The organism is Nitrospirillum amazonense, assembly GCF_007828045.1.
GTDB lineage: Bacteria > Pseudomonadota > Alphaproteobacteria > Azospirillales > Azospirillaceae > Nitrospirillum > Nitrospirillum amazonense_C.
The window spans coordinates 87,193-99,792 of sequence record NZ_VITN01000016.1; the positions used below are offsets into that span (position 1 = coordinate 87,193).

The 12,600-nt window shown below is 70.3% G+C and carries 10 protein-coding genes; 8 read left to right on the top strand and 2 right to left on the bottom strand.

Annotation, left to right across the window (positions count from 1 at the left end; all coding sequences use genetic code 11):
• Positions 1-44: 44 nt before the first annotated feature.
• Positions 45-1,013: a LysR family transcriptional regulator gene (locus FBZ89_RS21720; RefSeq protein WP_281292037.1), complete on the bottom strand. Its 969-nt coding sequence runs from the start codon at positions 1,011-1,013 to the stop codon at positions 45-47.
• Between the two features lie 98 nt (positions 1,014-1,111).
• Between FBZ89_RS21720 and FBZ89_RS21725 the strand changes: the two genes are divergently transcribed.
• The 8 genes from FBZ89_RS21725 (at position 1,112) to FBZ89_RS21760 (ending at position 11,347) form a co-directional block, all read left to right on the top strand.
• Complete coding sequence (locus FBZ89_RS21725) at positions 1,112-2,314, top strand: MFS transporter (RefSeq protein WP_211115307.1); 1,203 nt, start codon at positions 1,112-1,114, stop codon at positions 2,312-2,314.
• Between the two features lie 117 nt (positions 2,315-2,431).
• Entirely contained in the window at positions 2,432-3,382 is a 951-nt protein-coding gene (locus tag FBZ89_RS21730) for a bifunctional riboflavin kinase/FAD synthetase (RefSeq protein ID WP_145752109.1), read from the top strand.
• Between the two features lie 291 nt (positions 3,383-3,673).
• A complete protein-coding gene (gene ileS / locus FBZ89_RS21735; protein WP_145752111.1) occupies positions 3,674-6,550 on the top strand; it encodes an isoleucine--tRNA ligase in 2,877 nt (958 codons plus the stop codon).
• The gene (gene lspA / locus FBZ89_RS21740) at positions 6,547-7,044 is read left to right on the top strand and encodes a signal peptidase II (RefSeq protein ID WP_186457502.1); all 498 of its coding nucleotides are present in this window, start codon (positions 6,547-6,549) and stop codon (positions 7,042-7,044) included. The genes ileS and lspA overlap by 4 nt, the downstream gene beginning before the upstream one ends.
• 110 nt (positions 7,045-7,154) lie before the next feature.
• Positions 7,155-7,658 carry a DUF3035 domain-containing protein gene (locus FBZ89_RS21745; protein ID WP_186457503.1) on the top strand — a complete coding sequence of 168 codons (504 nt, stop codon included), beginning with the start codon at positions 7,155-7,157 and terminating at the stop codon, positions 7,656-7,658.
• A gap of 217 nt (positions 7,659-7,875) precedes the next feature.
• Positions 7,876-9,303 carry a M16 family metallopeptidase gene (locus FBZ89_RS21750; protein ID WP_145752115.1) on the top strand — a complete coding sequence of 476 codons (1,428 nt, stop codon included), beginning with the start codon at positions 7,876-7,878 and terminating at the stop codon, positions 9,301-9,303.
• Positions 9,300-10,667: a M16 family metallopeptidase gene (locus FBZ89_RS21755; protein WP_145752117.1), complete on the top strand. Its 1,368-nt coding sequence runs from the start codon at positions 9,300-9,302 to the stop codon at positions 10,665-10,667. The genes FBZ89_RS21750 and FBZ89_RS21755 overlap by 4 nt, the downstream gene beginning before the upstream one ends.
• Positions 10,668-10,747: 80 nt before the next feature.
• Positions 10,748-11,347 (top strand): hypothetical protein, encoded by a 600-nt coding sequence (locus FBZ89_RS21760; RefSeq protein WP_145752119.1) that lies wholly within the window; start codon positions 10,748-10,750, stop codon positions 11,345-11,347.
• 16 nt (positions 11,348-11,363) lie between these two features.
• Here FBZ89_RS21760 and FBZ89_RS21765 read toward each other — a convergent pair whose 3' ends face one another.
• Complete coding sequence (locus FBZ89_RS21765; protein ID WP_145752120.1) at positions 11,364-12,392, bottom strand: GIN domain-containing protein; 1,029 nt, start codon at positions 12,390-12,392, stop codon at positions 11,364-11,366.
• Positions 12,393-12,600: the final 208 nt, after the last annotated feature.

Here is a 12,600-nt window from a genome sequence, read left to right on the forward strand (position 1 = left end):
TTATCAGATTATTGGCGGGGCGCCGTTTCCCGCTATGCGCGCCCTCACAGGGGCTTGGGAAAAGTTTCATCCGTCCCCTGGGGTTCGGCCACGGCGGGGCCGGCGTGGTTGATGAAGTTACGCACCAGTACACGCGTGTCGCCGCGTCGCCAGGCCAGCGCCAGCCGGGCCGTCGGCTGGGGAATGCCCGGCAGCGGGGCCAGGGGCAGGAAGACGACGCCCGCCACCCGCACTTGGGACATCGACGCCGGCATGATGGACACGCCCAGTTCGGCCGCCACCAGGTTGACGATGGAACTCATCTGCGGCGCCGTCTGGTACAGCCGCGGCTCGAACCCGGCGGCGCGGCAGGCGGCCATGGTGGTCTCGAACATGCTGGGGCCCGCCCCCTTGGGGAACAGGATGAAGGGGTCATCCCTCAGCCGGCCCAGGTCCAGGACCGGGGTCCCCGCCGCCGGATGGCCGGCGGGCAGGACGGCCACCATGGGCTCCACCGCCAGCAGGCGGGTCTGCACCGGGCCGCCCGGGGGCGGATCGGTCCGCAGGAAGATGATGTCGACCTCTCCCCCTTCCAGCGCCGCCAGCAAGGGAACGGAATTCGATTCGACCAGACCCAAATCCACCTCGGGGTAGGCCCGGCGAAAAGACCGGATGGCGCCGGCCACCGCCGGGTTGAAGGCCGAGGAGGAGGTGAAGCCCGTCCGCAGGCTGCCCAGCTCGCCGCGTGCCGCCCGCCGCGCGCCGTCCAGCGCCTGCTGCGCCAGGGCGGGGAAGGGGCGCACGCGGTCCAGGAAGGCGCGGCCCGCCTCCGTCAGTTCGGCGCCATGGGGCACGCGGTGGAACAGCGGCGCCCCCACCTCGCGCTCCAAATCCTTGATCTGCTGGCTCAGCGGCGGCTGGCCGATGCCCAGGCGGGCCGCCGCGCGGGTGAAGTTGCCTTCCTCGGCCACCGCCAGGAAATAGCGGATGTGGCGCAGTTCCATGGTCGTGGCCTCGGTTCGTGGGTCCGCCATTGCTAAAAGCGATCACCTTCGCCTGCACCATATATTGGACCTCTGGCCCCGCCGACGCCAGTTTTCAGGGCGAACTGTTGATTTTGAGGATGGCCATCATGGAATCCCTGCATTGGCGACGGAACCTCTACGTCTGCCTGTTCGGGTCCTTCACCACCATCGCGGGCCTCAGCCTGATCTTGCCCTTCCTGCCGCTGTACGTGGAGCATCTGGGGGTGGCGGGGCACGCGGCCATCGTGCAGTGGTCGGGCATCGCCTATGGCGCCACCTTCTTCGGCGCCGGCGCCACCGCCCCCCTGTGGGGCAAGTTCGCCGACCGCTACGGCCGCAAGGTCATCCTGATCCGCGCCAGCCTAGCCATGACGGTGGCCATCGCCCTGACCGGCCTGGTGCAGGACGTCTATCAGCTGGTGGCCCTGCGCCTGCTGGCGGGCCTGCTGGGTGGTTACGCCTCCGGCTCCATCGTGCTGGTGGCGACACAGACGCCCAAGGCCCGCTCCGGTTGGGCGCTGGGTATCCTGTCCACCGGCATGCTGGCCGGCAGCCTGGCCGGGCCGTTGATCGGCGGGGCGCTGCCCGGCCTTATCGGCCTGCGCCAGACCTTCTTCGCCGCCGCCGGCGTCATCTTCCTGACCTTCATCGCCACCGCCACCCTGATCCGGGAAGAGCCGCGGGCCAGGGCCGCCGGCCCCCACCCCATCGGCAGCCCCTGGCGCCAGATTCCCGACCGGCGGCCGGTCTACGCCATGCTGCTGACCGCCTGCATGCTGATGGTGGCCAACATGTCGATCGAGCCCATCATCACCGTTTATGTCGGCCAGATCGCCGCCCCCGGCAGCGACATCGCCTTCCTGTCCGGCCTGGTGATGGCGGGCGGCGCCCTGGCCAGCATGCTGGCGGCACCCCGCGTAGGGCGGCTGACCGATCGGCTGGGGCCGCGCACCGTGGTCATCGCCTGCCTGGCCGCCACCGGCCTGCTGATGATCCCGCAGGCCTTCGTCACCCATACCTGGCAATTGGTTGCCTTGCGCTTCCTCATGGGCCTGACCTTGGCGGGCCTGCTGCCGGCCATCACCACCCTGATCCGCCATGCCGTGCCCGACCGGGTGGCGGGCGCCATCCTGGGCTATTCCACCTCCGCCCAGTTCGCGGGGCAGGTGGCGGGGCCGCTGCTGGGCGGTTTCATCGGCGGCCATGTCGGCATGCGCGCGGTGTTCTTCGTCACCGCCGTCCTGCTGTTCGCCAGCGCCGCCCTGAACGCCCGGCTGCGATTTCATTCCGAACCCGCGCATGCGGCCTGAGGACGGGGCACATGCGCGGGAAGGGCTTTGCACGGCGGGGCGTTAGCGCCTATATCCGGACGCATCGGACATCCGCCTGTTCACGGCCCACCTCAAGTCGACGGAAAGCCGCCGGTCATGAAATTACTGCGCCACTATGAGGATGCGCCCGCCGAGTTGCATGGGGCCGTCGTGGCCCTGGGCAATTTCGACGGCGTGCATCTGGGCCACCGCGCCGTCATCGGCCAGGCCCGCGCCCTGGCCGATGAATTGGGCCGACCGGCCGCCGTGGTGACGTTCGAACCGCACCCGCGCAGCTTCTTCCGGCCCAACGACCCACCTTTCCGCCTGACGCCCCTGCGCATCAAGACCCACCTGATCGAGGCGTTGGGCATGGACGCCATGGTGGTGCTGCACTTCGACGCCGCCCTGGCGGGCATGACGGCCGAGGAGTTTGTGGAGACGGTGCTGGTCCAGGGTCTGGCCGCGCGCCATGTGGTGGCCGGCTACGACTTCCTGTTCGGCCACAACCGGGGCGGCGACATGGCGCTGCTGCGCGCGCTGGGCGCCCGCCACGGCTTCGGCGTGACCGAGGCGCGGCCGGTAGCCAATGGCGCGGGCGAGCCCTATTCCTCCACCGCCGTCCGCCGCCACCTGCAGGAGGGCCGGCCGCAAGAGGCGGCCGCCATCCTGGGGCATCCCTTCGAGATCGAGGGCCGGGTGGAGCACGGTGACAAGCGGGGCCGCACCATCGGCTTCCCCACCGCCAACATCGAAATCCATGACTATCTTCGCCCCCATTTCGGTGTTTACGCCGTGCGTGCCGGCGTGGACGAGGGGGCGGGCACCGTCTGGCGCGACGGTGTGGCCAACCTGGGTCGCCGGCCCACCGTGGGGGGCGCGGTGGAACGGCTGGAGGCCCATCTGTTCGACTTCGATGGCGATCTCTACGGCCGCCATGTCCGCGTGCAGCTGCTGGACTTCATCCGACCGGAGATGAAGTTCGAGAATTTCCAGGCGCTGAAGGACCAGATCGCCCGGGACGCGGACGAGGCGCGCCTCCGCCTGGCGGCGCTGTCCCAGTCCTGAACGGGCCACCGCCTTGATATCCAGCGTCTTGACGCCTTCGCGGGCCTTCCCATCTTGCTTGACCCACGGGGGCCGGCTGCTAACATCCGCCCCCATGTTGCCAACGCGCCAGATCAGGGTCATGGACCTGCGAATTATCGACCCGGTCTCCTGAGGGGGGCCGGGACCAGGGTGCGTTCATCCGCGTACCACCACCGCCGACTATCCCGCCGGCCTTACCCCCGGGGCGCCCGCATCCGCCTCCGGACAAGGGCAAGGCCGCCATCCGAACACCGGATTTTCTGACCCGCCATGACCCGCGATCTTAAAGACACCGTTTTCCTGCCGCGCACCGATTTCCCCATGCGCGGCGGTCTGCCGAAGAAGGAGCCGGAGCTGCTGGCCCACTGGGCGGCCATCGATCTGTACGGCAAGCTGCGCCAGGACGGTGCGGAGCGCGCGCCCTTCGTGCTGCATGACGGCCCGCCCTACGCCAACGGCAACATCCACATCGGCCACGCGGTCAACAAGATCCTGAAGGACGTGGTCATCCGCAGCCAGCAGATGCAGGGCCGCAACGCGGTCTATGTTCCCGGCTGGGACTGCCACGGCCTGCCCATCGAGTGGAAGATCGAGGAGAAGTACCGCAAGGCCGGCAAGGACAAGGACGAGGTGCCGGTCCTGCAGTTCCGGGCCGAGTGCCGCAACTTCGCCGCCGAATGGGTGGGCATCCAGGCCGCCGAATTCCGCCGCCTGGGCGTGGAAGGCGACTGGCAGAACCCCTACCTGACCATGGCGTTCGACGCCGAATCCGCCATCGTGCGCGAGATCCACAAGTTCCTCCTGAACGGCGGCCTGTACAAGGGCGCCAAGCCGGTCATGTGGTCGGTGGTGGAAAAGACCGCCCTGGCCGAGGCGGAGGTCGAATACCAGGACGTGACCTCGCCCATGATCTGGGTGCGCTTCCCGGTGGTGACGGCGCCCACGCCCGTGCTGACCGGCGCGTCGGTCGTCATCTGGACCACCACCCCCTGGACCATGCCGGGCAACCGCGCCGTGGCCTATGGCGAGGAGATCGCCTACGCCGTCTACACCGTGACCGAGGTGCTGGAAGGCTCGCTCGCCAAGGTGGGCGAGAAGCTCATCCTGGCCCAGGCCCTGGCCGAGGGCGTCGCGGCGTCGGCCAAGGCGACGTTTGAGAAGGGGGCGGACGTCACCGCCGCCGACCTCAACGGTGCCATCCTGGCCCATCCCTTCCGCGGCCATCCCGAGGCCAACGGCGGCTATGACTACGCCGTGCCGCTGCTGCCGGGCGACCATGTCACGTCCGACGCCGGTACCGGCTTCGTCCATACCGCGCCGGGCCACGGTGCCGAGGACTTCGACCTCGGCCGCAAGTTCGGGCTGGAGGTGCCGCAGACCGTGGACGCGGACGGCAGCTACTATGCCCATGTGCCGCTGTTCGCCGGTGCCCGCGTCTACACGCCGGAAGGCAAGCCCGGCGACGCCAACGGCAAGTCCATCAGCGCCCTGATCGCGCAAGGGTCGCTGCTGGCCAAGGGCAACCTGAAGCACAGCTACCCGCACAGCTGGCGTTCCAAGGCGCCGCTGATCTTCCGCACCACGCCGCAGTGGTTCATCTCCATGGACACCAACGACCTGCGGGCGCGGGCGCTGGCGGCCATCGATGAGACGCAGTGGGTGCCGCCGCAGGGCCGCAACCGCATCCACGCCATGGTGGAAAGCCGGCCCGACTGGTGCATCAGCCGCCAGCGCGCCTGGGGCGTGCCCATCGCCCTGTTCCTGTCCAAGACGGACGGCCAGCCCCTGAAGGACGAGGGCGTGCTGAACCGCATCGCCAGCCTCTTCGAGACCGAGGGGGCGGACGCCTGGTACAGCCGGCCCGCCGCCGACTTCCTGGGGCCGGACTACGACCCGGCCGATTTCGACCAGGTATTCGACATCGTGGACGTCTGGTTTGAATCGGGCTCCACCCACGCCTTCGTGCTGGAGCGGCGCAACGACCTGTCCTCGCCCGCCGACCTCTACCTGGAAGGGTCGGACCAGCATCGCGGCTGGTTCCACTCCTCGCTGCTGGAAAGCTGCGGCACCCGGGGCCGCGCGCCCTTCAAGGCGGTTCTGACCCACGGTTTCGCGCTGGATGAGCAGGGTCGCAAGATGTCCAAGTCCCTGGGCAACGTGGTGGCGCCGCAGCAGGTGATGGAGGAGTACGGCGCCGACATCTTGCGCCTGTGGGTCGTGGGCTCCGACTATTCGGAGGACCTGAAGGTCGGCAAGGAGATCCTGAAGAGCAACGCCGATCTCTACCGCCGCCTGCGCAACACCCTGCGCTACCTGCTGGGCGCCCTGGCCGACTTCACGGAGGCCGAGCGGGTGGCGCCGGCGGCCATGCCGGACCTGGAGCGCTGGGTGCTGCACCGCCTGGCGGAGATGGACGCCATCGTGCGCCAGTCCACCAAGGAATATGATCTGCACCGCCTGATCACCGAGTTGCATAACTTCTGCGCGGTGGACCTGTCGGCCTTCTACTTCGACGTCCGCAAGGACAGCCTGTACTGCGACGCGCCGACCAGCGCCCGCCGCCGCGCCGTGCGCACGGTGCTGGAACGGCTGTTCGTGACGCTGACCGCCTGGCTGGCCCCCATCCTGTGCTTCACGGCGGAGGAGGCCTGGCTGGCCTTCCTGGCCGAGGGCGACGACGCCCGCCGCGCCGCCTGGCCGGAAAGCGTGCACCTGCGCCAGTTCCCCGACATCCCGGCGGATTGGCGCGACGACGCCCTGGCCGCCCGCTGGACCGTGGTGCGCGATGTGCGCCGCGCGGTCACGGGCGCGCTGGAACTGAAGCGCGCCGACAAGACCATCGGCTCTTCCCTGCAGGCGCACCCCACGGTGTACGTGCAGGCGGCCCATCACGCGGCCCTGGCCGGCCTGGACCTGGCGGAGATCAGCATCACCTCCGGCATCACCGTGACCGTGGGTGCCGCACCCGAGGGCGCCTTCACCCTGGCCGACGTGGCCGGCGTGGGCGTGGTCTTCGGCCCGGCCGAGGGCGGGAAGTGTGAGCGCTGCTGGCGCATCCTGCCGGAAGTGCCGGCGGCTGAGGGGGGGGAGCAGCTGTGCCATCGCTGCGCCGACGCCGTCGGTCCCGCTGGGGGTCCCCACGCATGAGCATGCTGACCCGTGTGTTGGGGCGGTTCGGCATTCCCGGCCTGCTGGCGGCGGCTGTCATCCTGGCCGCCGACCAGGCCAGCAAGGCCGCCATCCTGGACCGCTTCGCCGAGGCCGGCGACGGCGTGACCCTGCTGCCCTTCTTCAACCTGGTGCTGGTGTGGAACCACGGTGTCAGCTTCGGCCTGTTTAATCAGGGCGGCGCGACGGGCACGGTCATGTTGATCGTGTTAGCCCTGGTCATCACCGCCGCCATGGCGGTGTGGATGCGCCGCGCGGCCCGCCTGATCGAGGCGGTGTGCGCCGGCATGGTGATCGGCGGGGCTTTGGGGAACGTGATCGACCGGCTGCGCCTGGGCGCCGTCGTTGATTTTCTGGACTTCCACATCGCGGCGTGGCATTGGCCGGCATTCAACGTTGCCGATAGCGGCATCGTGGTCGGCATGCTGGTGCTGGTCGTGGATGGGCTGTTCGTCAAGCCCGCGACGCGGTAGGGTGTCGCCGTCAACGGAGCGGTGGGGCTCCGCGGATGGGGTTGGTTCCGTTTTTGGGTCAGGTTCACGGGGGTCCCGGGGTTCGGGGCCTACATTCGACGGACGAGGATATGGGCGAGAATTCTAAGGTGTTTAGCGCGCGGCTGATGCTCGCGGCGGCCGGTTTGGCAGCCCTGACGGGGTGTGACAGCCTGGACTACCTGTTCGGCGGGTCGCGTCCGACTCCGGACGAGTTCCGGGTGCTGGCGCGCGCGCCGCTGGAGGTGCCGCCCGATTTCAACCTGCGTCCGCCGCAGCCGGGCAGCCCGCGCCCGCAGGAAATCGTGAAGGAGACGCGCGCCACCAGCACCGTGTTCGGCGCCGCCACTACAGAGGCGTCGGCCGTGGCCTCCGCCACCGCCGACCAGAGCAAGGGTGAGGCCGCCCTGGTGGCCAAGGCTGGCGGCGATCAGGCCGATCCCCAGATCCGCAAGATCATCGACAAGGAATGGCCGGGCACCGTGGTCGGCGACCGTGGCTTCCTGGACGGACTGATGTTCTGGAAGGGCGATGACAAGCCGGCGGCGAACGGCCCGACGGTGCAGCGCGACAGCAGCTCCGCCGGTTCCCGCTAAGGGACCAGGGTTCAAGGCCCGGACGGGATGACATCCCGCCCGGGCCTTTTGCTATGCGGCCGGCGGGAAAGGGAGGGGACGATGCGGAGGATGATACTGGCGCCGGGCGTACGCGCATCCCTGAGCCCATCCCAACGGCCAGCTTCCCTTGGGGCCATCCTGTGCCCATGCTATTCCTCTGGGAAACGGGGCGGCATGTAGCGGGAGTGGCGGGGCCTTGGGCGTCTTTTGGCGGCCTTTCTGGGGGGCGCGGTTCGCGGCCCTGGCGCTTGCGCTTGTGGTGCCGGCGGCGGCCCCGGCCCGGGTTTTCGATCCCGAGACCTTCACGCTGGCCAATGGCCTGCAGGTGGTGGTGGTGCCCAACCATCGCGCCCCAGTCGTCACCCAGATGCTGTTCTACAAGGCCGGTGCCGGGGATGAGCCGGCGGGCAAGTCGGGCGTCGCCCATTACCTGGAGCACCTGATGTTCCGGGGCACGGCCACCGTGCCCTCCGGCGCCTTTTCCCGGCAGGTGGCGGCGCACGGGGGCGTGGAGAACGCCTACACCAACCAGGACCAGACGGTCTATTTCCAAACCATCGCCCGCGACCAGCTGCCCCTGACCCTGCGGCTGGAAGCCGACCGCATGGCCAACCTGCGCATCCGGCCGGAAACGGCGGCGCCGGAACTGGCGGTGGTGCTGAACGAGCGGCGGCAGCGGACGGAGGCCAGCCCCGCCGCCCGCCTGCGGGAACAGGTGCAGGCGGCCCTGTTCCAGGCCTATCCCTATGCCCGGCCGGTGGTGGGCCGGCCGGATGAGGTGGCGGCCCTGACCCCCGCCGACGCCCAGTCCTATTACATGGCCTGGTACGCCCCCAACAATGCCGTGCTGGTGGTGGCGGGCGACATCAGCGCCGCGACCCTGCGCCCCTTGGCGGAGGGCACCTTCGGCCGTATCCCCGCCCGCCCGGTGCCCGACCGGGTGGTGGCACGGGGGGCGGCGTCCGCCGGGGGGGAGGATCGCCGCATCGAACTGAAGGACGCCCAGGTGCGTCAGCCGTCGCTGAGCCGGGTGTGGGCGGCGCCCTCTCACGGCTGGGCCGCCGCGCCGGCGCAGGTCTACGCGCTGGAGGTGTTGCAGACCATCCTGGGCGGCGGCGCCACCGGCCGCCTCTACCAGGCGCTGGTGGTGCGCCAGGGCCTGGCGGCGGGGGTCAGCGTCGATTACCTGGCCGACGCGCTGGGGCCGGGGCAGTTCAGCCTGGGCGTGGTGCCGGGACCGGACGTGCCGGTGGCGGACGCCGAGGCCGGCCTGAACGCCGAGCTGGCGCGCCTGCTGCACGACGGGGTAAGCGCGGCGGAAGTGGCGACCGCCATCCGGCGCCTGCAGGTGGGCGCCATCTATGCGCGTGACAGCCTGCAGGGCCCCGCCTCGGAATTCGGCGTGGCGCTGACCACGGGGCAAAGCGTGGCGGATGTCGAGGCCTGGCCCGACCGCATCGCCGCTGTGACGGTGGAGGATGTGAACCGCGCCCTGCGGACCGTGTTGGGCGGCCGGGGCTCCGTCACCGCCCTGCTGCTGCCCGACCCCGACGCGCCGACGCCGGAGGAGGAGCCGGAGGACGTGGCGGCGGCGCAGGGCGCGGCGCAGGGGGCCATCCGATGAAGGCCCCGTGGGCGTTGCTGTGGGCGTTGGTGCTGGCGTTGGTGTTGCTCGGCCAGCCAGCGCGGACCGCCACGGTGGCCCGGGCCTCCCTGGTCAAGGCATCCCCGGGCAAGGCGTCTTTGGTGGAGCGCGTGCTCAGCCCCGGCGGCATCGAGGTCTGGCTGGTGCGCGACGCCAAGAACCCCATCATCGCCCTCGACTGGTCCTTCCGGGGCGGGGCCGCCACCGATCCTGCCGACCGGCTGGGCTTGGCCGCCATGGCGGCCGGTTTGCTGGACGAGGGGGCGGGCGACCTGGACGCCGCCACCTTCCAGGATCGCTTGGCCGACCACTCCATCGGCCTGGCCTTCAACGCCAGCCGCGACTGGTTCTCCGGCGCGCTCCTGACCCTGCGGGAGAACCGGGAGGAGGCGTTCACTCTGGCCCGAATGGCCCTGACGGCGCCGCGCTTCGACGCCGACGCGGTCGCCCGCATCCGGGGCCAGCTGCAGGTGGCCGTGCGGCGGGAGGAGGCGGATCCGGTGACCGTCGCCTATCACGCCCTGGCCCGCCGGCTGTTCCCCGACCACCCCTACGGCCGCCCCCTGCGTGGCACGGCGGACACGCTGGCGGCCATCACCGCCGGCGATTTGCGCGGGTTCGCCACCCGGCGCCTGGCGCGCGACGGCCTGCTGGTGACGGCGGCGGGCGACATCGACCCGGCGGAACTGGGGGCGGCGGTGGACTGGATCTTCGGCACCCTGCCGGCCATGGCCGCGCCGGCCGCCATTCCCGACGCGCTGCCCTCTGCCGACGTCCGGCCGGCCGTCGTGTCCTGGCCGGGCCCGCAGAGCTTGTTCGTGCAGGCGGGGGCAGGCATTCCCCCCGGCGACCCCGACTGGCCCGCCGCCCTGCTGCTGAGCCACATCCTGGGCGGGGAGGGTCTGGAATCGCGGTTGGCGGAGGCGGTGCGGACCCGGCGGGGGTTGTCTTACGATGTGCAATGCAATTTGCAATCCTATGCCCATGCCGACCTGTTCATCGTCAGCGGCTCCACCGCCAGCGCCACGGTGGGGCAGGCCTTGGGCCTGGTGCGCCATACCCTGGCGGAGGTGGCCGCCCACGGGGTGACCGCGCGGGAGCTGCGCGACGCCCAGACTTATTTGATCGGCTCCTTTCCTTTGCAATTCACCAACGACCGCGCCATCGCCGCGCTGTTGCTGGATATTCGCCGTGATGGCTACGCCGCCGGCTTCCTCGACCATCGCGACGAGCTGCTGCGCCGGGTGACATTGGCCGATGTCCGGCGGGTGGCGGCGCGGCTGTTGCGTCCCGATACCATGACTACGGTGGTGGTTGGCGGGGCCACCGGCCCGCTGCGTTGAGCAACGATTTCCCCGCTAACCTTTGGCATAGGAGTTGCTGAGGTATCCCCGTCCGCGATCTTGGCAGCTGGGGGTTTCCGATGACGTTCACGTTCGAGGATTTCAAGGCACGCTTCTTCCCGGCCGCCGCCCTGACGGGCCGCGCCGCTCCGGAAAGCCCGGCACCCGTGGCTTTGCAGGATAACCCCGTGCCTAACGGGCTGGACCGGCGCCGGGGTGGCGCTCGCGCGGCCCCGGTGCCCGACCACATCGACGGCATTCCCATCGCGGCAATCCTTGCCGCCATCAGGGCGGATCCTGCCGCCCTGCACCGCCGCCGCGAGGTGCTGGAGGGGGAAATCCGTTCCGTGTGGGCCACGCTGCAGGAACTGGTGCGGGAATACCGCGCCCTCAGCGACGACGCCATGCTGCCCCAGGGCATCACCTCCACCCTCGCGGCCAAGACCATGGCGGGCGGTCCCCTGCCCAAGGAGATGGCGGAGGCCCTGGGCAGCGCCATCGGCCTGCCCCTGACCGTCATGCCCAACGCCCTGCGCGCGCCCACGCCGGTCCCGGAGATGGCGGCGGCGAAGGACAGCCTGTTCGACGTGGATGAGGATGAGCCGGCCGCCAAGGCGGAACCGGTGCGCCTGCCCCGGTCCCGCACCATGGTGCGGCCCGCCCGCCGTCAGGCGCGATAGGAAAGCGTCCGGCGGGTCAGCGTCCGCCCACGTGGACGCTGCCGCTGCCGCTGTGCGCCTGGTCTAGCCGGCCGGTTACCTGGTCGATCTTCACGTCGCCGCTGCCGCTGAGCGAGAGGGTGGCGTCGGTGACCTTGACGCGCAGCACTTGGTCGCCGCTGCCGCTGATGGCGGACGACAAGGTGCCGATCTCCCCGCCATCGATGGTGATGTCGCCATTGCCCGACTGCTTCAGCTGGGCGGTGGTGGCCGACACGGCGTGGATGGTCAGCGTGCCCGAGCCGCCCAGATGGGCCGACAGCGCCCCTTGCGCCTTGGCCACCACCAGGTCGCCCGACCCGTCGATGGACAGGCGCAGGTCCTGCACCGCCGGCAGGGTGACGTTGCCCGAGCCGCTGAGCTTGGCCTGGGTGGTGCCGCCGCTGCCCCCGCCGATGGTGATGGTGCCGCTGCCGCTGCTCTCCAGGTCGGTGGAGGGGCCCGCCATCTGGATGATGCCGACATTGCCCGAGCCGGCCACCCGCACCTTCAGCGCGCCCTCCAGGCGATCCAGCTGGGTATCGCCGGACCCGTGGATGCGCACCTGGGCGCCGCCGGCCACGTGATCGACCTTGAAATTGCCGGAACCGTCCAGGTTTAGCGCCAAGGCGCCGAAGCCGCCGCTGGCCTGGTAGTCGGTCGACCCGCCCTCCTGCACCTCAAGAGGGATGCCGGCGGGCACGGTGATGGTGATGCGCAGCGTGGGCTGCCAGCGCTTCCAATCCTCCCCCTCGCGGTAGCAGCGGCGGGCGCTGATGCCCAGCTGGGCTGTCGTGCCGCCGCTGGCGGTCAGCTGGTCCAGTTCCTTGGGGTCGTCCGCCGTGGCCTGGATGCGCACGTCGCGCGCGCTGGGCGATGCGGTGATGTCCACCGAGCGGGCGCAGGGGGTGGTGACCCGCAGCTCCTGTCCCTCCAGGGCCCAGCTGCGCTCCCCCGCCCAGGCGGTGCCGGCGGCGGTAAGCGCCGCGAGCGCCAGGGGCAGGGCGATATGGTGGGAACGGGACATGGGACCGGACTCGTCTATGGTTGCGGCATGGTCCCCATTGTCACCGCGCGGCTGTGGTGATCAAGGACGTAGCAGGCGATGGAACCGGTCCGGGCGGCCGGCGTGCGCCAAGTGGCCCCATGCCGTTCCCCCATGTGGCCCGGCCGGTCGCCGCGCCAGACGTCAAAAACGAAGACAAATTCGCGTCAAATGGACGAAATCCCCATCC